Annotated in this window: 25 protein-coding genes and 1 pseudogene; 16 read left to right on the forward strand and 10 right to left on the reverse strand. The window is 73.2% G+C overall.

Going from position 1 to position 26,553, the window contains the following annotated elements:
• Positions 1 to 57 precede the first annotated feature (57 nt).
• Positions 58 to 678 (forward strand): annotated as a pseudogene (locus OG774_RS28565) (TetR/AcrR family transcriptional regulator); the annotation flags it as partial.
• A 147-nt stretch (positions 679 to 825) separates the two neighbouring features.
• On the opposite strand, the gene OG774_RS28570 reads toward OG774_RS28565, so the two are convergent.
• From OG774_RS28570 to OG774_RS28580, 3 genes are all read right to left on the reverse strand, one after another.
• Complete coding sequence (locus OG774_RS28570; protein WP_328305701.1) at positions 826 to 1,575, reverse strand: GAF and ANTAR domain-containing protein; 750 nt, start codon at positions 1,573 to 1,575, stop codon at positions 826 to 828.
• Positions 1,576 to 1,598: 23 nt separating this feature from the next.
• Positions 1,599 to 1,808, reverse strand: a complete 210-nt coding sequence (locus OG774_RS28575; protein WP_328305702.1) for an ANTAR domain-containing protein — start codon at positions 1,806 to 1,808, stop codon at positions 1,599 to 1,601.
• Positions 1,809 to 1,936: 128 nt separating this feature from the next.
• A complete protein-coding gene (locus OG774_RS28580) occupies positions 1,937 to 2,206 on the reverse strand; it encodes a helix-turn-helix domain-containing protein (protein ID WP_328305703.1) in 270 nt (89 codons plus the stop codon).
• Positions 2,207 to 2,254: 48 nt separating this feature from the next.
• Between OG774_RS28580 and map the strand changes: the two genes are divergently transcribed.
• The 5 genes from map (at position 2,255) to OG774_RS28605 (ending at position 6,047) form a co-directional block, all read left to right on the forward strand.
• The gene (gene map / locus OG774_RS28585; RefSeq protein ID WP_328305704.1) at positions 2,255 to 3,049 is read left to right on the forward strand and encodes a type I methionyl aminopeptidase; all 795 of its coding nucleotides are present in this window, start codon (positions 2,255 to 2,257) and stop codon (positions 3,047 to 3,049) included.
• A 121-nt stretch (positions 3,050 to 3,170) separates the two neighbouring features.
• Complete coding sequence (locus tag OG774_RS28590) at positions 3,171 to 3,593, forward strand: DUF6069 family protein (RefSeq protein WP_328305705.1); 423 nt, start codon at positions 3,171 to 3,173, stop codon at positions 3,591 to 3,593.
• Between the two features lie 85 nt (positions 3,594 to 3,678).
• On the forward strand, positions 3,679 to 4,014 hold the full coding sequence (locus OG774_RS28595) for a YciI family protein (RefSeq protein WP_328305706.1): 336 nt from the start codon (positions 3,679 to 3,681) through the stop codon (positions 4,012 to 4,014).
• 17 nt (positions 4,015 to 4,031) lie between these two features.
• Positions 4,032 to 5,243: an RNA polymerase sigma factor gene (locus tag OG774_RS28600; RefSeq protein WP_328305707.1), complete on the forward strand. Its 1,212-nt coding sequence runs from the start codon at positions 4,032 to 4,034 to the stop codon at positions 5,241 to 5,243.
• Between the two features lie 138 nt (positions 5,244 to 5,381).
• Positions 5,382 to 6,047, forward strand: a complete 666-nt coding sequence (locus OG774_RS28605) for a SanA/YdcF family protein (protein ID WP_328305708.1) — start codon at positions 5,382 to 5,384, stop codon at positions 6,045 to 6,047.
• On the opposite strand, the gene OG774_RS28610 is transcribed toward OG774_RS28605, so the two are convergent.
• Positions 6,048 to 7,964, reverse strand: a complete 1,917-nt coding sequence (locus tag OG774_RS28610; RefSeq protein ID WP_328305709.1) for a S9 family peptidase — start codon at positions 7,962 to 7,964, stop codon at positions 6,048 to 6,050. It abuts the gene before it with no gap.
• Between the two features lie 74 nt (positions 7,965 to 8,038).
• Positions 8,039 to 9,370 carry an HNH endonuclease signature motif containing protein gene (locus tag OG774_RS28615; protein ID WP_328305710.1) on the reverse strand — a complete coding sequence of 444 codons (1,332 nt, stop codon included), beginning with the start codon at positions 9,368 to 9,370 and terminating at the stop codon, positions 8,039 to 8,041.
• A 107-nt stretch (positions 9,371 to 9,477) separates the two neighbouring features.
• Between OG774_RS28615 and OG774_RS28620 the strand changes: the two genes are divergently transcribed.
• Positions 9,478 to 10,278 (forward strand): SDR family NAD(P)-dependent oxidoreductase, encoded by an 801-nt coding sequence (locus OG774_RS28620; protein ID WP_328305711.1) that lies wholly within the window; start codon positions 9,478 to 9,480, stop codon positions 10,276 to 10,278.
• Between the two features lie 26 nt (positions 10,279 to 10,304).
• Here the strand turns inward: OG774_RS28620 and OG774_RS28625 are convergent, their stop codons facing one another.
• Positions 10,305 to 11,951, reverse strand: a complete 1,647-nt coding sequence (locus OG774_RS28625) for a flavin-containing monooxygenase (protein WP_328305712.1) — start codon at positions 11,949 to 11,951, stop codon at positions 10,305 to 10,307.
• 238 nt (positions 11,952 to 12,189) lie between these two features.
• Here OG774_RS28625 and OG774_RS28630 point away from each other — a divergent pair, with 238 nt between their 5' ends.
• The 6 genes from OG774_RS28630 (at position 12,190) to OG774_RS28655 (ending at position 19,805) form a co-directional block, all read left to right on the forward strand.
• On the forward strand, positions 12,190 to 13,746 hold the full coding sequence (locus OG774_RS28630; RefSeq protein ID WP_328311196.1) for an acetolactate synthase large subunit: 1,557 nt from the start codon (positions 12,190 to 12,192) through the stop codon (positions 13,744 to 13,746).
• A 112-nt stretch (positions 13,747 to 13,858) separates the two neighbouring features.
• A complete protein-coding gene (fucP, locus tag OG774_RS28635) occupies positions 13,859 to 15,220 on the forward strand; it encodes an L-fucose:H+ symporter permease (RefSeq protein ID WP_328305713.1) in 1,362 nt (453 codons plus the stop codon).
• A 92-nt stretch (positions 15,221 to 15,312) separates the two neighbouring features.
• Positions 15,313 to 16,626, forward strand: coding sequence for an enolase C-terminal domain-like protein (locus tag OG774_RS28640; RefSeq protein ID WP_328305714.1), 1,314 nt, complete (start codon positions 15,313 to 15,315; stop codon positions 16,624 to 16,626).
• The gene (locus OG774_RS28645) at positions 16,613 to 17,317 is read left to right on the forward strand and encodes a FadR/GntR family transcriptional regulator (protein WP_328305715.1); all 705 of its coding nucleotides are present in this window, start codon (positions 16,613 to 16,615) and stop codon (positions 17,315 to 17,317) included. Before OG774_RS28640 ends, OG774_RS28645 begins: the two co-directional genes overlap by 14 nt.
• Entirely contained in the window at positions 17,314 to 19,020 is a 1,707-nt protein-coding gene (locus OG774_RS28650) for an IlvD/Edd family dehydratase (protein ID WP_328305716.1), read from the forward strand. The genes OG774_RS28645 and OG774_RS28650 overlap by 4 nt, the downstream gene beginning before the upstream one ends.
• 23 nt (positions 19,021 to 19,043) lie before the next feature.
• Positions 19,044 to 19,805: a dihydrodipicolinate synthase family protein gene (locus OG774_RS28655; RefSeq protein ID WP_328305717.1), complete on the forward strand. Its 762-nt coding sequence runs from the start codon at positions 19,044 to 19,046 to the stop codon at positions 19,803 to 19,805.
• Positions 19,806 to 19,846: 41 nt separating this feature from the next.
• Here OG774_RS28655 and OG774_RS28660 read toward each other — a convergent pair whose 3' ends face one another.
• Positions 19,847 to 20,554 carry a GntR family transcriptional regulator gene (locus OG774_RS28660; RefSeq protein ID WP_328305718.1) on the reverse strand — a complete coding sequence of 236 codons (708 nt, stop codon included), beginning with the start codon at positions 20,552 to 20,554 and terminating at the stop codon, positions 19,847 to 19,849.
• Between the two features lie 95 nt (positions 20,555 to 20,649).
• On the opposite strand from OG774_RS28660, the gene OG774_RS28665 reads away from it, so the two are divergent.
• On the forward strand, positions 20,650 to 22,113 hold the full coding sequence (locus OG774_RS28665; protein ID WP_328305719.1) for an Nramp family divalent metal transporter: 1,464 nt from the start codon (positions 20,650 to 20,652) through the stop codon (positions 22,111 to 22,113).
• Positions 22,110 to 22,763 carry a hypothetical protein gene (locus tag OG774_RS28670; protein ID WP_328305720.1) on the forward strand — a complete coding sequence of 218 codons (654 nt, stop codon included), beginning with the start codon at positions 22,110 to 22,112 and terminating at the stop codon, positions 22,761 to 22,763. The genes OG774_RS28665 and OG774_RS28670 overlap by 4 nt, the downstream gene beginning before the upstream one ends.
• A 134-nt stretch (positions 22,764 to 22,897) precedes the next feature.
• Here OG774_RS28670 and ppk2 read toward each other — a convergent pair whose 3' ends face one another.
• The 3 genes from ppk2 to OG774_RS28685 form a co-directional block, all read right to left on the reverse strand.
• The gene (gene ppk2, locus OG774_RS28675) at positions 22,898 to 23,719 is read right to left on the reverse strand and encodes a polyphosphate kinase 2 (RefSeq protein ID WP_328305721.1); all 822 of its coding nucleotides are present in this window, start codon (positions 23,717 to 23,719) and stop codon (positions 22,898 to 22,900) included.
• Between the two features lie 20 nt (positions 23,720 to 23,739).
• Positions 23,740 to 24,726: a linear amide C-N hydrolase gene (locus tag OG774_RS28680; protein WP_328305722.1), complete on the reverse strand. Its 987-nt coding sequence runs from the start codon at positions 24,724 to 24,726 to the stop codon at positions 23,740 to 23,742.
• Positions 24,727 to 24,868: 142 nt separating this feature from the next.
• On the reverse strand, positions 24,869 to 25,588 hold the full coding sequence (locus OG774_RS28685; protein WP_328305723.1) for a DUF3159 domain-containing protein: 720 nt from the start codon (positions 25,586 to 25,588) through the stop codon (positions 24,869 to 24,871).
• Positions 25,589 to 25,608: 20 nt separating this feature from the next.
• Here OG774_RS28685 and OG774_RS28690 point away from each other — a divergent pair, with 20 nt between their 5' ends.
• Positions 25,609 to 26,475 carry a helix-turn-helix transcriptional regulator gene (locus OG774_RS28690; protein ID WP_328305724.1) on the forward strand — a complete coding sequence of 289 codons (867 nt, stop codon included), beginning with the start codon at positions 25,609 to 25,611 and terminating at the stop codon, positions 26,473 to 26,475.
• Positions 26,476 to 26,553: the final 78 nt, after the last annotated feature.

The raw sequence follows: 26,553 nt of genomic DNA on the forward strand, positions 1-26,553 counted from the left end.
AGGCGCCCGCCATGGCCCGTGCCGCCTAGGGTCGGGGCCGTGACCGAGGAGGCAGGGGTGGCCGAGGAGGGGGTGGTCGAGCGGCGCCGCGACGCCGCCCGCACCCGCGCCGACCTGCTGGCCGTGGCCACCACCGAGTTCGCCGACCACGGGTTCTCCGGCGCGCGCGTGGACGAGATCGCGGCCCGCACCCGCACGACGAAACGGATGATCTACTACTACTTCGGCAGCAAACGCGGGCTCTACCTGGCGGTGCTCGAGCACGCCTACGCCGGCATCCGCGTCCTCGAGGCCCAGCTGGAGGTCGAGCACCTCGACCCGGCCCGGGCGATGCGGGCCCTGGCCGAGCTGACGTTCGACCACCACGAGTCGCACCCCGACTTCGTCCGTCTCGTGGCGATCGAGAACATCCACCGCGCGGAGCACCTGCGCACGTCGGAGGCCCTGGCCGGCCTCGCGGCGCCGGCGGTCGACGTGCTGGGCGGCATCCTCGAGCGCGGCCACGCGGCGGGACTCTTCCGCGCCGACGTCGACGCCCTCGACGTGCACATGGTGATCAGCGCGATCTGCATCTTCCGCCTCGCGAACCGGCACACCTTCCAGGCCGTGTTCGACCGGGACCTCCTCGACCCCGATCGGCGTGCGCACTACCGGCGGATGGTCGGCGACCTCGTCCTGTCCGGAGGAGTTCCGGGGCCGCGTGAGTCGCTTGGACGACGACGGCCCCGCCGGCTCGGAAGGCTGAACCGACGGGACCTGAGTCGACGTCCTACCCGCGGGTTCACGACCGACCTGGCCCGCAGGTACCCACCCCGTTGTGCCGGGCTAACGTCTGTGGTTACCCGGCCTGCCCGGCTTCTGTGCCTCGCCGACCAGCCAGGCCGCGACGTCCACGAGCTTGATGTTCGTCTGTTGGGACGACTCCACGAGCAGCGCGAAGGCCCTCTCGGGACCCACACCCATGCGTTCGATGAGCACGCCCTTGGCCTGCCCGATGAGGTCGCGGCTGGCCAGGGCGCCGGCCATGCCGTGGACGCGCTGGGCGCTGTGGAGCACCAGGGCGGCCTGGGTGGCGAAGAGCGAACCGGTGTCCGCCGTGGCCTCGTCGAACACCCCGGACTCGGACGCGTACAGGTTCAGGGCTCCGGCGCTGCCCTTGTCGGCGAACAGCTGGAACGCCATCAACGACCCGATGCCGCGCCGCTCGGCCTCGACCGCCCACCGGGGCCACCGGGCGCGCACCTGGGTCATGTCCTCGATCAGCGTCCGCTGCTCGTACCAGATCGAGTCGAGGCAGGGCCCCTCCCCGAGGTCGGTCTGGAGCTCGTCGAGCTCGCGCACGACGTCGTTGCTCGGCGCGCGGGCCGTCACGATCCCGCCGCGCTCGACCAGCGAGACACCGGCCTGCTCGACGTGCGGGATGGTGTGGATCGCGCCCCGCACGATGAGCTGCAGGGTGTGCTCGACGTCCTCGTCCGCCCCCCGTTCGACCAGCCCGCGGGCCGCGTCCTCGAGGGCCCGTGCCAGCTCGACCCCCACACGTTCCCCGGTGCTCACGGCCTGCTGCTCGCTCATCGCGGACTCCTTCGCATGTCCGGTCACCGAGGCCGGTGTCCGTTCCCGCGGCGGACGACGAGCGTGCTGACGACCTGGGCCGCCATCTCGGACACCGTCATGTCGCCCCGTGCCGCCCACGCGCGCAGCATCACGGCCGCCTCGGTGATCGGCACCCCGTACCGCGCGGTGAGCATGCCCTCGGCCTGGTGGACCCGGGGGTCGAAAGGCCGGCCGTCGTCGTTCATGGTCACCCGCTGTGCTCGTGGCTCGCGGCTCGTGAAGAGCCTCGGAATTCACGCCGCGGCGGGGTCCGGACCGGGTCGGGGCCACTGTGCTCCCGACCGGCCGGGAAGTCCACCTCTGATCAGGTGCTCCGCCGTCAGGCGCTGCGTGGCTCCGCCGGGTCGTCGGCGGCGCACCGGTCGGCGAGCTGGTCGAGCGGGACCCCGAGCTCGTTGCACAGCGTGACGACGGTGAAGAACGCGGGCGTCGGGACCCGGCCCGTCTCGATCTTGCGGAGGGTCTCCGGGGACATCCCGACGGCCGTGGCCACCGAGGTCATGCTCCGTGGCCCGCGCGCCGCGCGCAGGACCTCGCCGAGTCGCCGGCCTCGCTCGTGGTCCTGCGGGGTCAAGGGCACGCGCACCATGACCGTGATACTAATACCGGGATAACTATCCCACTCCGAGGTGCGGCGATGATCGAGCTCAAGACCCCTGCCGAGATCGAGCGGATGCACACGACCGGGCGCTTCGTCGCCCACGTCCTGCAGGCCGTGGGGGAGCGCGCGGACGTCGGGGTCAACCTCCTCGACCTCGAGCTCCACGCCCGCGAGCTCATCCGGGAGCGCGGCGCCGAGTCGTGCTACTGGGACTACGCCCCCTCGTTCGGCCGCGGCCCCTTCCGCAACGTCATCTGCCTGTCGGTCAACGACGCGGTCCTGCACGGGCTGCCGCACGACTACGTGCTGCGCGACGGCGACGTCCTGACGATGGACCTCGCCGTCGCGGTCGACGGCTGGGTCGCCGACTCCGCCCGCACCGTCATCGTCGGCACCCCTCGGGAGGAGGACCGGCAGCTGGTCTCGGCCGGCGAGGAGGCCCTCGAGGCCGCGATCGCCGCCGCGCAGACCGGCCGGCGGCTCGGCGACGTCTCCGCCGCGATCGGCGCGGTCGCCGCCCGTCACGGCTATCCGGTCAACCTCGAGTTCGGCGGGCACGGGCTCGGGCGCACGATGCACGAGGACCCACACGTCGCCAACGCGGGCCGCGCCGGACGGGGGCTTCGCCTGCGCCCGGGGCTCACCCTGGCCCTCGAGCCCTGGTTCGCCCGCACCACCGACAAGATCACCTACGACCCGGACGGCTGGACCATCCGCTCGGCCGACGGCTCGCGCACCACCCACTCCGAGCACACCATCGCCATCACCGAGGACGGACCCCTGGTCCTCACCCGCCGTGAGGACGAGCTCGCCGGGTCGGGGGGCGCCTGAGAGGGCCGGCGAAGATTCTCGGAGGAAATCCGGTGGGCGTGTCGAAAAGGGGTCGACCCCGTTCGTCGCCTGGGTGAGGGAGCGGCAACCGAGCCGGTCCCCGCACCCACCGGAGGTCCCCGTGTCCACGACCACCACCGCCACCGCCGACGACACCACCGCGACCGCCCCGGGCGTCGGGTCGATGCTCCTGGCCGGCGCCGCGGCCACCGTCGCCGCGTCCGTCGCCACCGCGGCCGTCGCCGCCGGCGGCCAGGCGATCGGCATCAGCACCGCCATCTCCGGCGCGCCGATCCCGACCAGCGGGTTCGCCGTCCTGACGGTGATCTTCTCCGTCCTCGGGCTGGTCATCGCCACGGCGCTGCGGCGCTTCGCCCGCCACCCGCGCACGGCGTGGGTCCGCACCACCGTCGCGCTGACCGTGCTCTCCTTCGTGCCCGACGTGCTCGCCGACGCCGCCGTGTCCACGAAGATGCTGCTGATCCTCACCCACGTCGTGGCCGCCGCGATCGTGATCCCCGCCGTCGCCCGCCGGCTGGCCTGACACGACCCCACGTACAACGACCTCACGAACAACGACCCCACGAACAACGACCTCACGAACGGGAGCGAGCACCGTGCACTACTTGATGAGCGTCGAGCTCGACCAGAGCGGACCCCGGCCCACCGAGGCGGAGCAGGAGCGGAACTTCGCCCGGGTCGGCGCCGTGAACGACGAGATGAAGGCGCAGGGCATCTGGGTCTTCGCCGGGGGCCTGCTGCCCTACGACAGCGCCACCGTCGTCCGCGTGCAGAACGGCACCACCACCATGACCGACGGGCCGTTCGCGGAGACGAAGGAGCAGCTCGCCGGGTTCTGGGTCATCGAGGTCCCGGATCTCGACGCGGCGCTGGGCTGGGCCGAGAAGTGCGCGGAGGCGTGCGAGGCGCCCATCGAGGTCCGGCCGTTCGACGGCCTCGCCTGACCGGGACGCCCGTCCTCATGGACCTCACCAGCGTCTACCGCGCCGAGTACGGCCGCTGCGTCGCCACCCTCACACGCCTCCTCGGCGACATCGGGCTCGCCGAGGAGGCCGTGCAGGACGCGTTCGCGGTGGCGATGGAGAAGTGGGCGCAGCCGGGGGAGGAGGTGCCGCGCAACCCGGGCGCCTGGATCGTCACCACCGCCCGGAACCGGGCTCTCGACCGCGTCCGCCGCGAGTCCACCCGCGAGGCCCGCCACGCGCAGGCCCTGCTGCTGCACCAGCCCGAGGAGACCGAGGAGGTGGGACCGGTGCGCGACGACCAGCTGCGACTGATCTTCACCTGCTGCCACCCGGCGCTCTCCCCACTCGCCCAGACCGCGCTCACCCTGCGCCTGCTCGGCGGGCTCGAGGTCCCCGAGATCGCCCGCGCCTACCTCGCGCCCGAGGCGACGATCTCCCAGCGGATCGTGCGGGCGAAGAAGAAGATCCGCGACGCCGGCATCTCCTATCGGGTCCCCGCCGAGGCGGAGCTGCCCCACCGCCTGCCGCCGGTGCTGACCGTGCTCTACCTGATCTTCAACGAGGGCTACACGGCGACCACCGGTCCGCTGCTGCGCACCGATCTCTCCGCGGAGGCGGTGCGCCTCGCCCGGGCGCTCGCCGACCTGATGCCCGACGAGCCGGAGGTGCTCGGCCTGCTCGCGCTGCTGCTGCTCACCGAGGCCCGCCGGCCGGCCCGCACGGCGCCCTCCGGCGAGATCGTGACCCTCGCCGAGCAGGACCGCACCCTGTGGAACCGTGAGCTGATCGCCGAGGGGCACGAGCTCGTCCGTCGCTGCCTGCGCCGTGATCGCCCCGGGCCGTACCAGATCCAGGCCGCCATCAACGCCGTGCACACCGACGGCCCGGCCACCGACTGGACGCAGGTCCTCGCCCTCTACGACCAGCTCATGGCGCTCACCCCGACCCCGATCGTCGCGCTGAACCGCGCCGTCGCCGTCGCCGAGGTGCACGGACCCGCGGTCGCCCTCGCGGCGGTCGAGGAGCTCGAGATCCCCGGCTACCACCTGCTGCCCGCCACCCGCGCCGACCTGCTGGCGCGCCTGGGCCGGACCGACGAGGCCGTCGCCGCCTACGCGGAGGCGATCACCCTGGCCACGAACGACACGGAACGGACGTTCCTGGAGGCGCGGCGGGCGGACCTGGCACCCGGGAGGTGCCCGTCGTGAGCGGGCGCGGCGCGACGGGGGGACCGACGATCCGTGGCACGCGCGCGCGGACCGGCGGTAGGAACGAGGGCAGCCGAGGAGTACGAGGAGCCTGATGTCGTCCCTGCTCTCGCCGTCGATCCTTGCGGCGTTCCCACGGTGACCGGAGCACGGCCGACCCTGGGGCTCGTGCTCGCGGCGGGCGTGCTGCTCGTGGTCGTGCTCGTGCTCGTGGTCGCCGTGTCGAACGTCGTGGTCGTCCGGCGGACCGACCACCTCGTGACCGCGGACGCCGCCACGGCGCGGCCGGTGCAGGTGGCGATCGTGCCCGGATCCCTCGTGCGGGCGGACGGGTCGCTGGGCGCCGTCGTGCGGCAGCGCGTCGACGCGGCCGTCGGCCTGTACCGCGCCGGGCGGGTCGAGAAGCTCCTGGTGTCCGGCGACAACGCCCGCCTCGAGTACAACGAGCCCGACGCGATGCGCGACGCCGCGCTCGCCGCCGGCGTCGCAGCCGAGGACGTCTTCACCGACTACGCGGGCTTCGACACCTGGCACACCATGCGCCGCGCCCGCGACGTCTTCGGGGTCACGACGGCGGTGGTCGTCACGCAGGGCCCTGCCGCCGCGCGAGCGGTCGATCTCGCGCTCGCGGCCGGCCTCGACGCCCAGGCGCTCGTCGCCGGGGAGGGCGGCCGGGCCGGACGCGAGGTGCTCGCGCGGGTCCGGGGACTCGGGCAGGCCACCGTCCGTCCCGAGGTCACCGGGGGACCGACCGTCCCGATCGACGGTGACGGCCGGAGCTCCTGGGCCGTCGTGCCCGGGTAGTCAGGACGCGCTACGTCCCCCGAGGTGCGTGGCGAGGTGCCGTTCGATCGCGCGGTGCAGCAGGACCTGGTTCTCGGGGTTCTCGAAGCCGTGCCCCTCGTCCTCGGCGAGGAGGTACTCGACCGGCACCCCGCGCTCGCGCAGCGGCGCGACGAGGTTGTCGGACTCGGCCTGCACGACGCGGACGTCGTTCGCGCCCTGGGCGACGAGCAGCGGGGTCCGGATTCGGTCGACCATCGTGATCGGGGAGCGCCGGCGCATCTCGGCCAGCTGCTCGGGGTCGTCGGGGTCGCCGACGTAGCGGATCCAGTTGTTGGTCATGTTCGCCCGCACGAACGGGGGCAGCGTGGCCAGGAAGTTCGCCAGGTCGGAGATGCCGACGTAGTCGACGGCGGCGGCGAACCGGTCCGGGGTGACGGTGACGCCCACCAGCGCGGCGTACCCGCCGTAGGAGCCACCGAGGATGCCGACGCGGTCGGGGTCGACGTAGCCCCGGGCGACGGCCCAGTCGACGGCGTCGATGAGGTCGTCGTGCATCGCGCGGGCGAACTCGCCGATCGCGGCGGTGAGGTGGCGGCGCCCGTGGCCGGTGGAGCCGCGGAAGTTCACGCGCAGCACGGCGTAGCCGCGGTTCGCGAGGAACTGCACGGTCGCGTTGTAGCCCCAGGTGTCGTGCATCCACGGGCCGCCGTGCACCAGCAGGACCAGCGGCAGGCCCTGCGGCGCGACCCCGACGGGCAGGGTGAGGAACCCGTGCAGCGGGAGGCCGTCGCGGGCCGGGAAGGCGACCGGGGTCATCGGCGCGAGGACCGCCGGGTCCGGGTGCCGGTCGGCGCCGGAGAGCAGGCGGCTCTCCCCGGTGGCGTGGTCGTAGAACCAGGTCGACCCCGTCGTCTCGCGGTCGTGTCCGAAGGTGGCGATCCAGCGCTGCTCGTCCAGGTCGGACGACACCGCGTTCAGGACCCCGTCGGAGAGCTCCTCCATCGCGGCCTGGACCTCGGCGAAGTGGGGGTCGAGCGGGACGACGCGGGGCCGGTCGCCGGTGAAGCGGGCGGCGATGACCTCCCCGGTGCGCCGGCTGACGAACACGCTGGGCGGCAGCGAGTCGGCGACCGAGCTCAGGGTGTCCAGGCTGTGGCCCTCCACGGCGGCGACCACGGTCTGCTCGCCGGTCTCGCGGTCGATCCGGGTCAGCCGCAGGTCGTCGGAGTCCTGGTAGTCGCCGAGCAGCGCCCCGCGGCCGTCCGGGGTGGGCAGCAGGAAGAGGCCCATCGGGTGCTCCGGACCGCCGACCCGGTGGACGATCCGCCGCTCGCCGGTGTCGGGGTCCACGGCCGCGATCTCGTGGGTGCCCTCGGCGTCCTGGGAGACGTGCCAGCTCGGGCGGCCGGCCCGGTCGAGCAGGAACGTCTCCGCCGGATCGGTCCGCTCCACGAGCGGGGTGGTCGCACCGGTGGCCACGTCGACGCGGAAGACGTCGACGAACAGCGGGCGGGGGTTCATGTAGACGATCACCGTGCCGGGCACCGTGGTCTCCGGGTCGACGGCGAACACCCGCGAGCCCGGGGCCAGCGGCGTCAGGTCGACGGCCGGCTGGTCCGGGTGGTCGAGGTCGACACGGTGCAGGTGCCACGCCTCGTCGCCGTCGGTGTCCTGCCGGTAGAGCAGCCAGCGCGGGTCGTCGGTCCAGTAGTAGGTGCTGATCCCCCGGCGGGTGTCGTGCGTGACCGGGACAGCCTGCTCGTGGTCCTGCTCGACGCCGCGCACCCACACGTTGCGGCGCCCCCGGTGCGGCGCCAGGTAGGCGATCCGCGTGCCGTCCGGGGAGATCGACGGGTCGCCGAACGGCGGATCGGTGAAGAAGTCCTCGACGTCGATCAGGTCGGGCGCGGTCCCGCGGGGCGGTGCGGCGGTCATGGCGTCCACGGAACACCGTGCCGTCGCGGCATGGTCAAGGCGCGCGCTCCGAGCGCCGGATCGGGACTCGACCGTCAGAGGGGGACGCGGGGTCGGCCGCCGGGTCGGGGTTGCCGGTCGGGGTCGATCCAGCTCGGTGGGGTGAACCAGGGCAGGCCGTCGACGATCTGCACCGTCCAGTGGCCGTGGTGGATCACCTGGTGGTGGTGCCGGCACAGGAGCACGAGGTTCGGCAGGCGGGTGTCGCCGCCGTGGCCCCAGAAGCGGATGTGGTGGGCGTGGCAGCGCCGTGGGGGCCGGTCGCAGCCGGGGAACGCGCAGCCCCCGTCGCGGATGTTGAGGGCCCGGCGGATGGCGTCGGTGACGGTGCGCTGCAACCTGCCCACGTCGAGGGGCTCGGACTTCGCGCCGAGCACGACAGGGACGACCTCGGCGTCGCAGGCCCACCGGCGCACGGTGGCCGGATCGACCGGGGTCCCGGTGTCGAGGGTGCCGTGGCCGGTGGCGAGCTGGAGCCACCGCAGGTCCATCGTGATCGTCACCAGTGCCCGACCCGGGCGCTGCGCCGGCACCGGCGCGGGTCGGCGAGGCTGCGGGATCAGCGCGTCCTCGTCCGCGTCTTCGTCCGCGGCGTCGGCGTCGGCGTCGGCAGCGTCGTCGGGGTGGGTGGCGTCGTCGGTGAGGCCGCCGGGGCGCCCGCTGTCGCTGACGATGTCCTTGAGCGCGTCGATGCGGCGCCGTACGAGGCTGCGGGTGTCGTCGGGGCCGAACGGTTCGGCGAGCGGGTCGATCGCGCCGAGGAACACCTCCCCGTCGACAGGGTCGTGCAACCGCCCCTTGAACTCCAGGCGCCCGTCGCGGCGGCGAACCACGTGCAGCTCGTCGCGGCAGTCCTCCCCCTCGGGCGGGGCGGCCCCGTCGGAGTCGAAAGCCAGGATCAGCCGGGCCGCGACCCGTGCCAACAGCCGCGGCGGCAAGCGGGTGGCGTCGTCGGCGAGCACACGCTCCGCGGCGAACCAGTCCTCCACCGACACCGTCTCGAGGCGCTCCAGGTGCGCCATCGTCCTGCGGATGATCACGACGTGCGCCGGGCCGATCTCCCCGGAGGCGTAGACCGTCGCCGTGACCGGCAACCGCGGAGGCAACGGCTCCCCCAGCAGGGAACGGCGCGGGGCGAGATCGGCGGACTCCTCGGCCAGCCGCTTCGCCTCGTGCAGATCCAGCGTCGAGAGGTCCTGGAGCAGCCGTGGGGTGGCGCGGTCACCGGTCTGCTGGGCGACCCCGAGGCGCTCGAGCTCGGCGATGTCCTCGAGCAACCGGTACTGCTCGGCGCGCAGAGCGACCAGGCGCGTCCGGGCGCGGTCGAGCGCCTCGCGCTCCACCACCCCGAGACCCCGTTCGCTCATACGTTCGATTCTAGGGCCGACCCCCGACAACGAAGGCCCGAACGGCAACACCCGCGACGACCTCCTTCGCGGGGGTCGCCACGGATGCGGCCGGGCACCCCCGCGCCATGACTGCCACCCGTCCCCTCGCCCTCGTCACCGGTGGCTCGTCGGGGATCGGCTTCGAGCTGGCCGCCCGCCTCGCCGAGCGCGGCCACGACGTCGCGATCTCCGGGCAGAGCGAGCGCGTCCACCACGCCGCGAAGGAGCTCGAGGAGCTCGGTGTCGAGGCCTATCCGTTCCGCGCCGACGCCGCCACCTTCGACGGTGTCGAGGCGTTCTGGCGGTTCGTCGCCGACCTCGGGCGACCGATCAACGTCGCCTGCCTCAACGTCGGGATCGGTGTCGGCGGCGCCTTCGCCGACACCGACCTCGACGACGAGCTCCGCATGATCGCCATCAACTGCGCGGGCACGGTCCACATGGCCAAGCGCGTGGTCCGCGCGATGCTCGACCAGGGCTCTGACCAGGGCAATCGGCGCATCCTGGTCGTCTCGTCGGTGTCGGCGACCACCCCCACGCCCTACGAGCCGGTCTACGGGCCCACCAAGGCCTTCGGGTTCTCCTTCGCCGAGTCGATCCGCGAGGAGCTGCGCGAGGACGGCATCGCCGTCACCGCGCTGCTGCCCGGCGCCACCGCCTCCGAGTTCCACGCCAACGCCGGCATGGGGGACACCGTCTTCGGCGACAACAGCTGGAAGAACGACCGGACCGAGGTCGCCCGCCAGGGCATCGAGGCCCTGTTCGCCGGCGACGACCACGTCGTCGGCGGCGACGAGGCCACGAAGCGGCAGGTCGTCGACCACCGCTCGATGTCCGAGCCCGAGAAGGCCGCCCGCCAGGGGGCGATGGCCCGGCCGCAGCGGTAGCCGCGGCCGGCCCCCGACGTCACCGCTCAGGCCGGCGCCACCGCGCCGGCCCGGCTCAGCGCGAACCCCTCGTAGCCCTTGGCGGCGACGTCGTCGCAGATGCCGCGGTACGCCCCCACCCCGCCGACGTACGGGTAGAGGCTGCGGTGCTTGCCGGGGATGTTGGCCCCGACCCACCAGGAGTTCGCCCTTGGGAGCAGCGTCGTCGCGGTGACCTCGTCGTGGTGGGCGACCCAGCCGTCCTCGGCCTCGCGGGTCGGCTCGATCCGCGCGACACCCTGCTCGCGGAGGTGGCGGAGGCAGCCTGCGACCCAGTCGACGTGCTGCTCGATCGAGACCGGCATGTTGCTCAGCACCGACGGACTCTGCGGTCCGGTGATCATGAACAGGTTCGGGAACCCGTGGGTGGCGATGCCGAGGTAGCTGCGCGGGCCCTCGGCCCACTTCTCGGCGAGCGTCAGTCCGTCCCGTCCCGTGATGCCGAGCTTGAACAGCGTGCCGGTCATGGCGTCGAACCCGGTGGCGTAGACGATGCTGTCGACCTCGTACTCGCCGTCCGTCGTGCGCACACCGGCGGGCGTGATCGCCTCGATCGGCGACCTGTTGACGTCGACCAGCGTCACGTTGTCCCGGTTGTAGGTCTCGTAGTAGCCGTTCTCGAGGGGCGGTCGCTTCGTGAAGAACGGGTGGTCCTTCGGCGCGAGCATCTCGGCGATCTCCGGGTCGTCCACCCGCTCCCGGATTTTGTTGCGGAGGAACTCGGCGGCCGTCTCGTTGGCGTCCTCGTCGAGGAGCAGGTCGTTGAACGTCGTGCCGAGACGGAAGCCGCCCTTCGCCCACGCCTCCTCGAAGATCGCCTGGCGCTCGTCCTCCGGCACCGACAGCGCCGTGCGGTCCGCGACGTCGTAGGGGAAGCCGAACGCCGTCTTGCGGGTCCGCGCCCAGATCTGCGGGTAGTCGTCCTTGATCCCACGGTCGAACTCGGGGGTCACCGGGTGGTTGCCCGCGGCGATGTCGTAGTTGGGCGTGCGCTGGAAGACGGTGACGTGCGCGGCCTCCTGCGCGACCTCGGGGATCAGCTGCACGCCGGTGGCCCCGGTGCCGATGACGGCGACGCGCTTGCCGGTGAAGTCGACGCCCTCGTGCGGCCACAGTCCGGTGTGGAACCAGTCGCCCGTGAAGCTGTCGCGGCCCGGGAACTCGGGCAGGTTCGTCGTCGACAGGCAGCCCACCGCGGTGACGAGGAAGCGGGCCGCGAAGCGCTCGCCGTCCTGGGTGTCGACCAGCCAGCGCCCGGCGTCGTCGTCCCAGGACGCCGCCGTCACCGTGGTCCGGAAGCGGATGTCGCGGCGCAGGTCGAAGCGGTCGGCGACGGTCTGCAGGTAGCGCAGGATCTCCGGCTGGCCCGCGAAGCGCTCGCTCCACGTCCACTCCTCGAGGAGGTCCTCGGAGAGCCGGTCGGAGAAGCTGTAGAAGTAGCTCTCCGAGTCGCACCGCGCTCCCGGATAGCGGTTCCAGTACCAGGTGCCCCCGACGTCGTCGGCCGCCTCGAGCACCAGCGCCGACATGCCGAGGGTGTTCCGCAGGCGGTGGAGCATGTAGAGACCGGAGAACCCGGCTCCCACCACCAGGGCGTCGAGCTCAGGGAGATCGGTGGACACGGTCTCGGACATCGGCGTCCTCCTCGTCGCGGCGTCCACCGGTCCGCGGCCAGGTGCTCCGCGGTCCCGGCCCCCGATGGCCGGTGTGGTGCGCCTCACCCTCCGATTCTGAACGAACACGCTCCGTTCCTCCACCGCCGGACGGTCGAGCGCCGATCCCGGCTGGCACCGGTAGGGCCGCACCGTGTGGAGTGGGCACCATGACGACGTGGTGGTGCTCCCCGCCCGCTCCGCTGCCCGGGCCCGACGCATGAGGGGCGCCGAGGCGCTGGTCGGCTCGTTGGTCGAGGCCGGCGTGGACGTGTGCTTCATGAACCCCGGTACCTCCGAGATGCACTTCGTGCAGGCGCTGGACTCCGTCCCCGAGATGCGTGGCGTGCTCACCCTGTTCGAGGGCGTCGCGACGGGTGCCGCGGACGCCTACGCCCGCCTCGCCGGCCGGCCCGCCGCGGTGCTGCTGCACCTGGGGCCGGGGCTGGGCAACGGGATGGCGAACCTGCACAACGCCCGCCGGGCCGGGACGCCGCTGCTGTGCGTCGTCGGCGCGCACGCCACCAGCCACGTGCGCCACGACGCGCCGCTCGAGTCGGACATCACCGCGCTCGCGCGGACGGTGTCGGGCTGGGTGCACGTCTGCGGCGACGTGCGGGACGTGGCCGACGACGCGATGCGCGCGGTGGCGGCGACCTCCGAGCGCGGCGGCCAGGTCGCGACCCTGGTCCTGCCGGCGGACGTCTCGTGGTCCGAGGGCGGCGCCCTCGCGCCCGCCCTGCCCGTGGCGGCACCGTTCCCGCCGGCGCCCTCGCGGGTGGCGGCGGCCGCGAAGGCGGTGCGTGAGCCCGGAGCGGTGATCCTCCTCGGCGGCTCGGCACTGACTGCGCGGGCGATGGACGCCGCGGGCCGGGTCGCGGCCGCGACCGGCGCCCGGCTGCTCACGGAGACGTTCCCGCGGCGCTGGGACACCGGCGCCGGGCGCCCGCGGGCGGACAAGCTGGCCTACTTCGCCGAGCAGGCGCTCGAGCAGCTCGACGGCGCGTCGTCGCTGGTGCTGGCCGGGGCGCGGTCGCCGGTGTCGTTCTTCGGCTACCCCGGGGTCCCCGGGGACCTCGTGCCCGAGGGGTGCACGGTGGTCGGGCTGGCCGACACCGCGTCCGACGCAGCGGCCGCCCTCGAGGCGCTGGCGGCCGAGGTGGCACCGGACGCCGTGGCCGACCCGGCGCCGCGGGACGCGCCGGAGCCCGCACCGGGACCGCTGGACGTGCGGTCGTTGTGCGCCGCGGTCGCCGCGACGCTGCCGGAGGACGCGATCGTGGTCGACGAGTCGCTGACCGCCGCCGCCGTGCTGGCCCCGGCGTTGCAGACGGCCGCCCCGCACACCCAGCTCGCGCTGACCGGGGGAGCGATCGGGCAGGGCCCGCCCGCCGCGCTCGGGGCGGCGATCGCGGCGCCGGACCGCCCGGTCGTCGCGGTGCAGGCCGACGGGAGCGCGCTCTACACGCTGCAGGCGCTGTGGACCCAGGCCCGCGAGCAGCTCGACGTCACGACCGTGCTGATCAACAACTCGGCGTACGCGATCCTGCGGGTGGAGCTCGCCCGCACCGGGGCGGGGGAGGCCGCCCACTCGGGGCGCGCGGGGCGGATGCTGACCCTCGCCGACCCGACGCCGGACTTCGTGTCGCTGGCGACCGGGTACGGCGTGCCGGCGCGGCGGGTGGAGACCACCGAGGACCTGCTCGAGGCCTTGCGGTGGGCCCGGCGCGAGCCCGGCCCGCACCTGATCGAGGCGATCGTCCCGGCGCTGGGGTAGGCACGCCGGGGTGCTCCGTCGGGCCTCAGTGGCCACCGGCGGATTGCCGCCGTTCGGACCGCCGGGTTACCTTGCCGATCGTCCGGGGTGCGGCGGCGCACGGGGTGATTCGATGCTGATCAAGAATCCGGCACGGCAGCTGGCCTCCGGATACCTCGACCGGACACCGATCTTCCAGTTCCTCCTGTTGTCGCTGCTGTTCCCGATGTGGGGCGCCGCGGCCGGGCTGAACGACATCCTGATCACGCAGTTCAAGCACGTCTTCACGCTGTCCGACGCGGCGACGGCCTTCGTGCAGTCGGCGTTCTACGGCGGCTACTTCCTGATCGCGATCCCGGCGTCCCGCATCGTGCGCCGCACGTCGTACAAGGTCGGCGTCCTGATCGGCCTGTCGGTCTACATCGTCGGTTGTGGGCTGTTCTTCCCGGCCAGCACGCTCGCGACCTACGCGATGTTCCTGTTCAGCATCTTCGCCGTCGCGATCGGCCTGAGCTTCCTCGAGACCAGCGCGAACACCTATTCGTCGATGCTCGGTCCGCGCAGGACGTCGACGCTGCGGCTGAACATCTCGCAGACCTTCACCCCGATCGGCAACCTGCTGGGCGTGATCCTCGGCAAGTACCTGATCTTCGGTACCGGGGACTCGATCGAGGCTCAGCTGGACGCGGCACCGACGCCGGAGGCCGAGCGCGCCCTCGCCGAGGCCCTGCTGCAGAACACCCTGCTGCCCTACAAGTACATCCTGATCGTGCTCGTCTGCCTGCTGGTGCTCTTCGTGATCACCGAGTTCCCCCGGGGCACACCGGCGGACGAGCCGGCACAGCAGGAGGCCGGGCTGACCGAGACGTTGCGGGTGCTTGTCCGCACCGCGCAGTACCGCAAGGGCATCGTCGCGCAGTTCCTCTACGTCGGCCTGCAGACGGCGGTGTGGTCGTTCACGATCCGGGTGGCGCTGGAGCTGTATCCGGGCATGAACGAGCGCGAGGCGACCAACTACATGATCGCCGGGTTCACCTGTTTCCTGGTCGGCAAGTTCGTGGCGAACGGGCTCATCGCGCGGTACTCGGCGGCCCGTGTGCTGGTGGTCTACTGCGCGATCGGCGCGGTGCTGCTGACGCTGGCCGCGTTCGGTCCGGCCTCGTCCGCCATCTGGTTCGTCATCGCCTCCAACCTCGTGATGGGCCCGTGCTGGCCGACGATCTTCGGGCAGACGTTGGACACCATCGAGGACAAGCGCTACCAGGAGACCGCCGGCGCGATCCTGGTGATGGCCATCGTCGGCGGAGCGGTGATCCCGGTGGTGCAGGGCGCGGTGTCCGACGTGCTCGGCTCGCTCCAGGTGTCCTTCGTCGTCTCGGCGCTCTGCTTCGTCGGGATCCTGCTCTACTTCCGCAGCAACCTGCGCCACCACATCGCCGACGAGCCGTCGAGCCCGGAGATGGCGGCCTCGGGGGAGGGCGACCGCGAGCGCTAGACATCTGATGTCTGCGCCTGGCACCGTGAGGAACTCGCGCATCTCCGGCGATCGCGTCGCTCGGAGCGGTCGAGAGGTCTGAGGAGCGGGCCATGCACGGGGTCATCGTCGACGTGGAGACCGTCGATCTCCGCTTCCCGACGTCGCGCGCGCTCGACGGGTCGGACGCCATGAACGAGGCGCCGGACTACTCGGCCGCGTACGTCGTCCTGCACACCGATGCCGGCCTGGAGGGCCACGGCTTCACGTTCACGATCGGGCGTGGCAACGAGCTCGCGCTCGCGGCGGCGGAGGCGATCGGCCGGCGGGCGCGGGGCTGGTCGGTCGCCGAGCTTTTGGCCGACCCGGGCGGCTTCTCCCGGCACCTGCAGGCCGACAGCCAGCTGCGCTGGCTCGGTCCGACCAAGGGGACCATCCAGCTCGGGCTCGCGGCGGTCGTCAACGCCGCCTGGGACCTCATCGGCAAGGCCGTCGGGAAGCCGGTGTGGAAGGTCCTCGCGGACATGACCCCGCAGGAGCTGGTCGACCTCGTCGACTGGCGCTACCTGCGCGACACGCTCACCCCCGAGGCCGCGCTCGCGATGCTCGAGGAGCAGCTCCCCGGGCGTGCGGAGCGCGAGGCCCGGCTGCACGAGGAGGGCTACCCGGCCTACACCACGAGCGCGGGCTGGCTGGGTTACGACGACGACAAGCTGGTGCGCCTGTGCCGGGAGGCCGTCGCCGCGGGCTGGGACGCGATCAAGCTGAAGGTCGGCGGGGACCTCGCCGACGACGTGCGCCGCTGCGCGCTCGCCCGGGAGGTGATCGGTCCCGGGCGTCGCCTGATGATCGACGCCAACCAGACGCTCGGGGCCGCGGACGCGGTGCGCTGGACGGAAGCCCTGAAGCCGTACGACATCTGGTGGTTCGAGGAGCCGACGAGCCCCGACGACGTCCTCGCGCACGCCGCGATCGCGCGCGCCATCGCCCCCGTCCGCGTGGCCACCGGCGAGCACGCGCACAACGCGGTGATGTTCAAGCAGTTCCTGGCCGCCGGGGCCATGGGGGTCTGCCAGCTCGACGCCGCGCGGCCCGGCGGCGTCGACGAGGCCGTCGCGGTCCTGCTGCTCGCCGCCGCCCACGACGTCCCCGTCTGCCCCCACGCCGGCGGCGTCGGGCTGTGCGAGCTGGTGCAGCACCTGTCGATGTTCGACTACGTCGCCGTCAGCGGCACCCGTCAGGATCGGATGATCGAGTATGTCGACCACCTGCACGAGCACTTCGCCGACCCGGTCCGGATGGGCGGCACGTCCTACCTGCCGCCGACCCGCCCCGGCTACAGCGCGGAGATCCTCGCGGCGGCCCGGGCCGCGTACGCCTTCCCGCACGGCTCGGCGTGGACGGAACGGGCCCGTGACGCGAGCTGACAGCGTCGTCGACCGGGTGATCGGCGCGCTGGTCGCCCGCGTCGAGAACGGGGAGTTCTCGGCGGGGGAGCGTCTGCCGCCGGAGACGGACCTGGCGGCCGACCTCGACGTGTCGCGCCTGTCGCTGCGCGAGGCGGTGCGGGCGCTCGCCGGGGCCGGGGTGCTCGAGGTACGCCGCGGGGACGGCACCTTCGTCACCGACCTGCGCCCCGATCGCCTGGTGCGCGCCACCGGCTCGTTCCTCGAGCTGGTCGGCGAGCAGGGGATCGCCGAGCTCTTCGAGTGCCGCCGTGTGCTCGAGCCCGGCGCCACCGCCCTGGCCGCGACCCGCATCGACGAGGCGGCGCTGCAGGACCTCCAGCAACGGCTCGAGCGGATGCGCGGGCTCACCGAGCCCGAGCGCCTGGTCGCCGAGGACCTGGAGTTCCACGCCGCGATCGCCGCGGCGGCCGGCAACGCGACGCTCGCCTCGCTGACCGCGGCCGTCGCGGGGCGCACGGCCCGCGTCCGGATCTGGCGGGCGATCGTCGAGCACGACGTCCTGAGCTGGACCCACGACCAGCACGTGGCGATCCTGCGCGCCCTGCGCGAGCGCGACTCGCTCGCCGCGTGGACCGCGGCCACCACCCACGTCGTCGAGGTCGAGGAGTGGGTCCGGGCCCATCTGACGAGCGCGGGAGGTCGGCCATGAGCGGTCGCAGCGCGGCGTGGTTCGGCGCCGAGGGCCGGTCCGGGATGATCCACCGCTCGTGGATGCGCAACCAGGGCGTCACCGACGAGGTCTTCGACGGGCGTCCGGTCATCGGGATCGCCACGACGTGGTCCGAGCTCGTCCCGTGCAACGCCCATCTGCACCGCGTCGCCGAGGCGGTCAAGCGCGGCGTGTGGCAGGCCGGCGGGTTCCCCCGCGAGTTCCCGTGCACCGGGCTCGGCGAGACGCTGCTGCGCCCCACGGCGATGCTCTACCGCAACCTGCTGGCGATGGAGGCCGAGGAGCTGATGCGGGCCAACCCCCTCGACGGGCTGGTCCTGCTCTCGGGCTGCGACAAGACGACGCCCGGGCTGCTCATGGCCGCGTCGAGCGTCGACCTGCCGGCGATCATGGTGACCGGCGGCCCGATGCTCAGCGGCCGCTACCAGGGTCGCCAGCTGGGCTCGGGCACGCAGGTGTGGCGCTTCGAGGAGGAGCTCGCCGCCGGGACCATCACGGCCGCCGAGTGCGCGGTGGCCGAGGGCGCGATGGCCCGCTCGCCCGGGCACTGCATGACGATGGGCACCGCGTCGACGATGGCCTGCCTGGCCGAGGCGCTGGGGATGCAGCTCCCGTACTCGGCGACCTGGCCCGCCGTCGACGCCCGCCGCGACCAGACCGCGCAACGGGCGGGTCAGCGCATCGTCGAGCTGGTCGAGGCCGACGTCCGGCCGTCGTCGGTCATGGTCCGGGAGGCGTTCGAGGACGCGGTCAAGGTCAACGCGGCCATCGGCGGCTCGACCAACGCGGTCATCCACCTGGCGGCGATCGCGGGCCGGCTGGGCGTGCCGTTCTCGCTCGACGACGTCGACGCGCTGGGCCGCGACGTGCCGACGCTCGTCGACCTCGAGCCCTCGGGGCGCTTCCTCATGGAGGATCTCTGCTACGCGGGCGGGCTGCCGGCGGTGATGCAGGAGATCGCCGGGCTGCTGCACCTCGGGCGGCCCACCGTGGCCGGGGGCACCCTCGGGGACGCGATCGCGGACGCGGCGTGCTGGAACCGCGAGGTCATCCACCCGTTCGACCGGCCGATGGCGCCCGCGGGCAGCGGGACGGCCGTGGTGCGGGGCAACCTCGCCCCCGACGGTGCCGTGATCAAGCAATCGGCGGCGTCACCGTCGCTGCAGCGCCACCGCGGCCGCGCCCTGGTCTTCGAGTCCCCCGAGGAGTACCGGGCGGTCAGCGACGAGCTCGACATCGACGAGTCGACGGTGCTGGTGCTGCGCTACTGCGGCCCGCGCGGCTACCCGGGCATGCCCGAGGTCGCCAACGTCGGGCTGCCCCGCAAGCTGCTCGAGCGCGGGGTGCGGGACATGGTGCGGGTCTGCGACGGGCGGATGTCGGGCACGGCGTACGGCACGGTCGTGCTGCACGTCGCGCCCGAGGCGGCCGTCGGGGGACCGCTCGCCCTGGTGGAGACCGGGGACGAGATCGAGCTCGACGTGCCCGGGCGCTCCCTGACCCTGCACGTCGACGACGACGAGCTGGCCCGCCGCCGGGAGCGGTGGCGGGCGCCCGCCCCGGCGGAGTCCCGCGGCTGGACGCGCCTCTACACCGAGCACGTGCTGCAGGCCGACCACGGCGCCGACCTCGACTTCCTGGTCGGGGCCGGTGGTGCCGAGGTCCCGCGCGAGTCCCACTGATGTCTTCTGCAGGAGGAACCGACATGGATCCCGTCTTCACCGGCGTCGGCGTCGCCCTGGTGACGCTCTTCGACGACCACCGGGCGCTCGACGCCGACGCCACGGCCGACCTGGCCGCGCGGCTCGTCGACCTCGGCGCCGACGCGATCGTCGTGGCCGGCACGACCGGCGAGGCCGACGCGCTGGACGACGACGAGCGCCTGCGGCTGTTCTCCGCGGTGCGCTCCGCGGTCGGGGACGCCGTGGTGGTCGGCGGCACCGGGGCCGCGTCGACCCACCAGGCGGTGCAGCTGACCGCGCGGGCCCCCGACACCGGCGTGGACGCGGTCATCGCCCGCACCCCGCGCGGGCTCGCCGACCCGTCCGGCTACTACCGCGAGCTCGCCGACGCCGCGGGCGCGACCCCGGTGCTGGCCTACCACTTCCCGGCGGTCTCCCCGCCCGGCATCCCGGTGGAGATGCTGCCCTCGCTGCCCGTCGCGGGATGCAAGGACTCGTCGGGCGACCCGACCCGCCTGCTGGCCACCGTGGACTCCTACGCCGGGCCCGTCTGGACCGGGAACCCGGCGCTGATCCACATGGCCGGCGCGCTCGGCTGCGCGGGCGGCATCCTCGCCCTGGCCAACGTCGCCCCCGAGCCCTGCGCCGCCGCGTTCGCCGGCGACGCCGACGCCATGCGGAAGTTCACCCCGACCCACCTCGCCTGCGAACGCGACTTCCCGCGCGGGGTCAAGCAGCTCGTCGCGGAGCGGTTCGGGACCTCGGAGGTGCTCCGGATGGGGTGAGAGATGGGATGAGATCAGCCCTGCCGTCAACCCTGGGTGCGTCAACCCTGGGTGGGACCGCCGGCCTCCTCGGAGACCGGGCGCAGGCGCTCGTAGCAGGCGGCCTCGAGGTGGCCGCGCATCGCCGCCTCCGCCGCCACGGGGTCGCGGTCGAGGACCGCGCGCGTGATCCGGCGGTGCTCGGCGAGCGTCCGCTCGCCCAGCCCGCGGTCGTAGTGCAGCCGGAAGATGTGCAGGTGGCAGTGGGTGCGCTCGAACGCCCGCCGGACCTGCGCGCTGCCGGCCAGCTCGGCCACCAGCACGTGGAAGCGGGTGTCGTGCGCGGCGAGCGCCTTGTAGGAGTCGTAGGTGTCGCTCGCGGGCGTCGCGCAGGACCGCATCTCGGCCTCGAGCCGTTCCCGCCCCTCGGCGTCGGCCTGCTCGGCCGCGCGCGCCGCCGCCCACGGCTCGATGAGCAGCCGGAACTGGTAGAGGTCGTCGAGCTGCTCGCGGGAGAGCAGCGGCGAGGTGCGGTAGCCGCGCAGCGGTTCCTTGACCACGAGCTCGGCCGATTCCAGTCGCGCCAGCGCCTCGCGGACCGGCGTGGGCGACACCCCGAGCTGGCGCGCGAGCCCGTCGATCGAGACCCGGGCGCCCGGCTCGAGGACGTGGTCCATGATCAGCGCCTTGATCGCCTCGTGGACGTCGTCGGTCAGCATCTGACGGCGGGGTAGCGGGCCGACCGTCGTCCCCGGCACTGCGCTGCTCATGTCGGACCCCCGTCGCTCCCGTCCCACCCCCTTGACGGGTGAGCCGCCTCACACCACCCTACAGGAAATTTCCTACACGATTCTGAGTGATCGACATGTCGACATCCGAGACGAGCCGGGCGACCGACCCGGTGCTCCGTCTGCCCGAGGCGCCGGCGGCCCTGCGCAAGCGACGGGTGGGGGTGGCGACCGCTCTGCGGTACTTCGGACCCGGGGCGATCATCGCGTCGCTCACCATCGGCAGCGGGGAGTCCATCCTCGCCTCCCGCGAGGGCGCCGTCTTCGGCTACGCCGTTCTCTGGGCCGTGGTGGTGGGCTGCTTCGCCAAGGGCGCCATCGTCTACGCCTCGAACCGGTACATCACCCTCACCGGGGAGCACCCGATGCGGCGCTTCGCACGGGTGATGCCCGGGCCGCGCGGCTGGTTCCCCATCGTGCTGGTGGTGATCTGCTTCGCCTCCTTCCCGGGCTGGGCCAGTGGTGTGTCGACGGCCCTCGGGGACTACCTGGAGGCCCTCGGCCTCGGCAACGCGACCGTGTGGGCCATCGGCGTGCTGGTCGTCGCCGCCGCCCTGTCCTTCATCGGCGGCTACGCGGTGCTGGAGAAGGTGCAGGTGGCGATCGCCGGGATCATGGTGGTGCTGGTCCTGATCGCGGTGTTCGTGTCGAACCCGGACTGGCTCGCGGCCCTCCAGGGGCTGCTGCCGGTCTTCCCCGACTACGCGCCGTTCGTGGCAGAGCGGTACCCCGACGTCGCCGAGACGTCGGTGTGGGTCGAGCTCGCGGTGTTCATGGGCGGCCTTGGCGGCGGCATGTACGACTACATCGGCTACACCGGGATGTTGCGCGAGAAGAAGTGGGGAATGCTCGGCCACCGCGATGCCGGTCGGATCGAAGAGGATCTCGCGGCGAAGGACGACCGCGCGCCGATCCCGCTGTCGACCGAGCCCGCCGACGTGGCCAACGCCCGCGCCTGGAGCCGTGCTCCGCTCTTCGACATGCTCGCGGCGTTCCTGGCGCTGGGCGTCATCGCGGTCGCCTTCATGATGAACGGGGCGACGATCCTGGGCGCGCAGCAGCAGGTGCCCGAGGAGAACGACGTCCTGACCTACCAGTCGCAGTTCTTCGGCGTGGTGGCGCCGGTGTTCGAGTACTTCTACATCGTCGCGATCGTCATGGTTCTTTTCGGCACGGTGTACGCGCTCTGGGAGGCCTACTCGTGGACCGCGTACGAGAGCCTCGCGGCCGTGTCGGAGAAGGTGCGGACCCGCGGGCAGCGCGGCATCCGGCCCCTCGTCTACGGCTGGACCGGCGTCATCGCCCTGATCGCGATCCTCTCGGACCTCAGCTTCACCGATCTGATCACGCCGGCGTCGATCCTGGGCGGCGTCCTCGCCTGCGGCATCTACGGTGCCGGGCTGCTCTACGTCGACAAGGTCAACCTGCCGGGGCCCTACCGGATGGGCCGGACCCTGCGCACGCTCGTGGTGCTGGGCTCGGTGTTCCTCACCGTCTGCGGCGCGGTCGCGACCCTCGAGCTCGTGGGGGCGATCGCATGAGGACCACGGTGTCGTGGCGCCATGTCGTGCTCGGGGTCGGTTTCCTGGCCCTGGCCGGCGCCCGGGCGTCCCAGGGAGCGCCGGTGTGGGCGGCCGTCTTCGCGCTCGCGGGCGCGGCCAATGCCTGGCTCGCGTTCCGGGACCCCCGGGCGGAGGGGGAACCGGCGCCGGGTGTCGCCGACGCGGACCCGCGCGAGATCGAGCACGAGCGGGCACGGTGCCTCGCGGCCCAGCGCCGCTGGCAGGTCCTCGGGCTCGGCGGGGCACTGCTCGCGGCCGGGCTGCTGCTGCTCGAGCCGCCGCTGGCCGTCCTGGGCGGCGCCGCGGCGCTGTTCGCGGTGTTCCGCGCCCGACGCGTGCGGCGCTACGCGGCGACGCTGCCGGGCCACCCCGGTGCCGGCGAACCCCGCCGGGCTCAGGACGGGGAGCCCGCCGTACCCCGCAGGGCCCAGAGCGAGACCGCGATCGGACCGGCGAGCACGACCACCGCGATCACGACACCGACTGCGGCACTGGGTGCCAGGACCACGGCCAGCGCCACGACCACGACGACCTGCACCAGCAGGGTGCGTGGTCGGGGGCCCGGCCGTGTCGCCGCCACCGGCGGCACGGGCTCGGTGGGCTCGGTGGGCCCCGGCGCCGGGTCCTGAGCGAGGTCGGCCTCGAGCCGCGCGAGCACCGCTTCCTCCTCGTCGGAGAGCGGGCGCGCCCGCTCCGGCGGTGGGGGGTCGTTCAGATCGGACATCCGGGGCCACACCTCGCGTTCGTGAGACCCCATTGTGGATCAGGATCCGTCGGACAGCATCGCCGCGTGGTCGGGGACGGCACGGGCGAGCTCGCGGGGCGGGCGCACGTAGCCCTCGCCCGGCGGGCGGGCCGGGATCGACAGGGGCGACAGGTCGGTCGGCGTCCACGGCACCGTGTCGAGCAGGTGGGCGATCGTGTTCAGACGGGCGCGCCGCTTGTCCTCGGACTCCACCACCGTCCAGGGCGCGGTGTCGGTGTCGGTGGCGACGAGCATGGCGTCCCTGGCCTTCGAGTACTCGTCCCAGCGGCTGATCGACTCCAGGTCCATGGGGGAGAGCTTCCAGCGCTTGAGCGGGTTCTCGAGGCGGGCCCGGAAGCGGCGCTCCTGCTCGTCGGGGCTCACCGAGAACCAGTACTTGCGCAGCAGGATGCCGTCCTCGATCAGCATGTCCTCGAAGATCGGGCACTGGCGCAGGAAGCGGTCGTACTCCTGCGGGGTGCAGAAGCCCATCACGTGCTCGACGCCGGCGCGGTTGTACCAGGAGCGGTCGAGCAGGACGATCTCCCCGGCTGCCGGCAGGTGGGCGACGTAGCGCTGGAAGTACCACTGCGTGCGCTCGCGCGCGGTCGGTGCGGGGAGCGCGACGGTGCGCACGACGCGGGGGTTGAGGTTCTCGACGACCCGCTGGATGACGCCGCCCTTCCCGGCCGCGTCGCGTCCCTCGAAGACCACGACGAGGCGGGCGCCGCTCGTCCGGACCCACTCCTGCATCTGCACCAGCTCGCCCTGCAGCCGCAGCAGCTCGGCCTCGTAGAGCTTCTTGGGGATGCGCTTCGGCGTCGCCGCGGGCGTCGTCATCACCGTGACCTCTCGTCCTGTCAGGCCGCGAGCCCGAGGAAGCCGAAGGGGGCCGCGTCGGCGAAGGCGGAACTGGTCTCGCCCGCGTACACCGTCCGCGAGGCCTCGCCGAGGTCGAGCACACGGGTCGGTGCGCCCTCGGAGAGGTCGAGACGATCCAGGTCGACCCAGAAGGTGTTCGGCGAGAGGGCCGACTCGAACACGTACCGGCGGTCCTTGTGGTCGATCGCGGTCCGCCACCGTGTCGAGGAGATGTTGGGTTGGTCGGACGTCGCGATGCCGTACGGCACCGACACGTTGCGCACCACGCTGAGGGCGGCGGCGACCGCCGTGAACGGGTCGTCCGTCCGGGGGATCGCGTCGATGTAGAACGACGCCCGCACGAAGCGGTCGGCGGCCCGGTTGGTCCCCGGGAGCATCACCTCCCCGCCGATCTCCTTCCAGTACTCGTTGATGGCGAGCTGCCGGTCGAAGGTCGGGGAGTTCGTCATCACCCGGTGGCTGCGGTCGTGGTGGATGACCTGCCGGCCGGCGATGTACTCGACGATCGCGCTGTCGCCCGTGCGGTCGGACATCGACAGGTGCAGGGTGGCGAGGCGGTCCTGGCCGGGCACGGTGGTCGTCCGGACGGCCAGGGGAGTGGCGGTCAGCGCGGCGACCGCCTCGGCGACCGACCCGAACATGTCCAGCACGTACTGGGCCCAGAGGGACAGCGCGAGGGCCGGCGCGCCGTCGTCCGCCCCGGGGTACTGCGACTCCGCCAGCCAGAGGAGGTTGGCGGCGAGGCCGGCCTCGTTCACGCCGTCGGTGGAGCTGATGTCGTACCCGGAGGCGATCACACTGCCGTACCGGGACGTCCACGACATCGAGTTCGGGCCCGCCTGCCCGTGGCGCGACATCCCTCGCGGGAACGCCCAGAGGTTCGTGGTGATCTCGAACTTCCAGTCCATCGACCGCCCCGTGACGACCCGGTCGTCGAGGCCGAAGTAGACGACTCGGGTGCACATCCGGCGGGCGTCCCCTCTGCTGTGGAGGTCGGGGAGGCGCAGCTCACCGGCGGTTCGTGAACGACCCCCGAGCTCATGGATACAAGCACCGGGGCGGGCCGTGGTCAAGATCCGCACCCGGGCCGTGCACGCGACGTCGTGATCAGGCGGCGGCGGGCGACGGGTCGGTGGCGACCGCGGTGGCGATCGCGCGGCGGGCGGCGAGGAGGGTGACGGCGGCGAGGGCGGCGAACAGCGGCGCGGCGGCGAGGCCGAGGGCGGCCAGGACGGCGGGCTGGTCCGCGAGGTAGGCCACGTCGCGCAGGGCGAGGTTGAGGGCGTGGAGACCGACCGCGGCGAGCGTGGTGAGGGTGTAGACGCGCTGCAGCCGGGCGTGGTCTCGCCAGTCGGCGGGGCCGCCGGCGAGGCGGTTGAACAGCATCCCGGTCACCGGGCGGCGCACGAGCACCGAGGCGAGGAAGACCACGCCGAGCACGGCGGGGATCAGGGTGGGGAGCAGGAAGAAGGCGCGGGCCTCGCCGGAGAAGGCGGCGACGGCGGCGCAGACGCCGGCGACGGCGAGGCCGATCAGCGCGCCGCGCAGGGACTCCCGGCGGGCGAGCCGCACCCCGAACACCACCGGCGCGGCGACGGCGAGCGCGCCTCTCGCTCGGGTGCTCGCCCGGACGGGAGGGTCGTGGCGACGTCGTCCGTCATGGGGTTCTCCTGCTCCTCGGGGTGTGCGCCGTCGACACTCGCCGGTCGCCGGCGGCGCGACCACGGCCTGGCGATCCGTGGCTGCGCGGGCCACCGATCGCCCGAGAGGGGGATCGACGATCCGTGGCTGGGTACCGCCGCGCGCCGGTAGGAACGGGGGCAGCACCGAGGAGAGGGCGGTAGTCGATGATCGACCGGGCCGGGCTGGCGGCGTTCCTGCGGCGGCGCCGCGAGGCGCTGCAGCCCGAGGACGTCGGGGTGCCGCGGGGCGCGCGCCGCCGGACGAGCGGGCTGCGGCGCGAGGAGGTCGCCGCGCTGTGCCACATGTCGACCGACTACTACTCACGTCTCGAGCGGGAGCGCGGTCCGCAGCCCTCGGAGCAGATGATCGCCTCGATCGCGCAGGGACTGCACCTCTCGCTCGAGGAGCGCGACCACCTCTTCCGGCTCGCCGGGCACCATCCACCGGTGCGCGGCGCGGCCAGCGAGCACATCAGCCCGGGCCTGCTGCGCATCCTCGACCGCCTCGCCGACACCCCGGCCGAGATCGTCACCGAGCTGGGCGAGACGCTGCGCCAGAGCCCGCTGGGGGTGGCGCTCACCGGCGACGCGACCGCCTACACGGGTCCCGCGCGCAGCCGCGGCTACCGGTGGTTCACCGATCCCGCCTCCCGGGCGCTCTACGCGCCCGGGGAGCACGCGTTCCTCTCACGGATGTACGCCTCGGGCCTGCGCGGGCTGGTCACCCTGCGCGGCCCCGGGTCGCGGGCCGCGTACCTCGCCGATCTCCTGCTCGCGCAGAGCGAGGAGTTCCAGACGCTGTGGGACGCCCACGAGATCGGCCTGCGGCCCCACGACGTCAAGCGCTTCGTGCACCCCGAGGTCGGCGAGCTGGAGCTCAACTGCCAGACGCTCCTCGACCCCGGGCAGTCCCACCTGCTGTTCGTCTACACCGCCGTCCCGGGCAGCGCGAGCTACGAGAAGCTCCAGCTCCTGTCCGTCCTCGGGCCCCAGAGCGTCACTCCGGGTCAGCTCCAGCCCGAGGAGTCCTGAGCACCTGTCGCCGGAATCCCGGCCGGTAGGCGACGTCCACCCCCACCCGCCCGGACCAGCCCGGCCGAGGCGACGGGC

This window comes from Actinomycetospora sp. NBC_00405, from assembly GCF_036044095.1.
GTDB classification, from domain to species: Bacteria; Actinomycetota; Actinomycetes; order Mycobacteriales; family Pseudonocardiaceae; genus Actinomycetospora; species Actinomycetospora callitridis.

Bases quoted from the DNA above. Each gene is read 5' to 3' on its own strand.
- OG774_RS28665 (WP_328305719.1), top strand. From the start codon at position 20,650: ATGTCGACATCCGAGACGAGCCGGGCGACCGACCCGGTGCTCCGTCTG.
- OG774_RS28580 (WP_328305703.1), bottom strand. From the start codon at position 2,206: ATGGTGCGCGTGCCCTTGACCCCGCAGGACCACGAGCGAGGCCGGCGA.
- OG774_RS28660 (WP_328305718.1), bottom strand. From the start codon at position 20,554: ATGAGCAGCGCAGTGCCGGGGACGACGGTCGGCCCGCTACCCCGCCGT.
- OG774_RS28680 (WP_328305722.1), bottom strand. From the start codon at position 24,726: ATGTGCACCCGAGTCGTCTACTTCGGCCTCGACGACCGGGTCGTCACG.
- OG774_RS28595 (WP_328305706.1), top strand. From the start codon at position 3,679: ATGAGCGTCGAGCTCGACCAGAGCGGACCCCGGCCCACCGAGGCGGAG.
- map (WP_328305704.1), top strand. From the start codon at position 2,255: ATGATCGAGCTCAAGACCCCTGCCGAGATCGAGCGGATGCACACGACC.
- OG774_RS28640 (WP_328305714.1), top strand. From the start codon at position 15,313: ATGCACGGGGTCATCGTCGACGTGGAGACCGTCGATCTCCGCTTCCCG.
- OG774_RS28655 (WP_328305717.1), top strand. From the start codon at position 19,044: ATGGATCCCGTCTTCACCGGCGTCGGCGTCGCCCTGGTGACGCTCTTC.
- fucP (WP_328305713.1), top strand. From the start codon at position 13,859: ATGCTGATCAAGAATCCGGCACGGCAGCTGGCCTCCGGATACCTCGAC.
- OG774_RS28650 (WP_328305716.1), top strand. From the start codon at position 17,314: ATGAGCGGTCGCAGCGCGGCGTGGTTCGGCGCCGAGGGCCGGTCCGGG.
- OG774_RS28630 (WP_328311196.1), top strand. From the start codon at position 12,190: ATGAGGGGCGCCGAGGCGCTGGTCGGCTCGTTGGTCGAGGCCGGCGTG.
- OG774_RS28625 (WP_328305712.1), bottom strand. From the start codon at position 11,951: ATGTCCGAGACCGTGTCCACCGATCTCCCTGAGCTCGACGCCCTGGTG.
- OG774_RS28690 (WP_328305724.1), top strand. From the start codon at position 25,609: ATGATCGACCGGGCCGGGCTGGCGGCGTTCCTGCGGCGGCGCCGCGAG.
- OG774_RS28610 (WP_328305709.1), bottom strand. From the start codon at position 7,964: ATGACCGCCGCACCGCCCCGCGGGACCGCGCCCGACCTGATCGACGTC.
- OG774_RS28570 (WP_328305701.1), bottom strand. From the start codon at position 1,575: ATGAGCGAGCAGCAGGCCGTGAGCACCGGGGAACGTGTGGGGGTCGAG.
- OG774_RS28600 (WP_328305707.1), top strand. From the start codon at position 4,032: ATGGACCTCACCAGCGTCTACCGCGCCGAGTACGGCCGCTGCGTCGCC.
- ppk2 (WP_328305721.1), bottom strand. From the start codon at position 23,719: ATGACGACGCCCGCGGCGACGCCGAAGCGCATCCCCAAGAAGCTCTAC.
- OG774_RS28620 (WP_328305711.1), top strand. From the start codon at position 9,478: ATGACTGCCACCCGTCCCCTCGCCCTCGTCACCGGTGGCTCGTCGGGG.
- OG774_RS28670 (WP_328305720.1), top strand. From the start codon at position 22,110: ATGAGGACCACGGTGTCGTGGCGCCATGTCGTGCTCGGGGTCGGTTTC.
- OG774_RS28615 (WP_328305710.1), bottom strand. From the start codon at position 9,370: ATGAGCGAACGGGGTCTCGGGGTGGTGGAGCGCGAGGCGCTCGACCGC.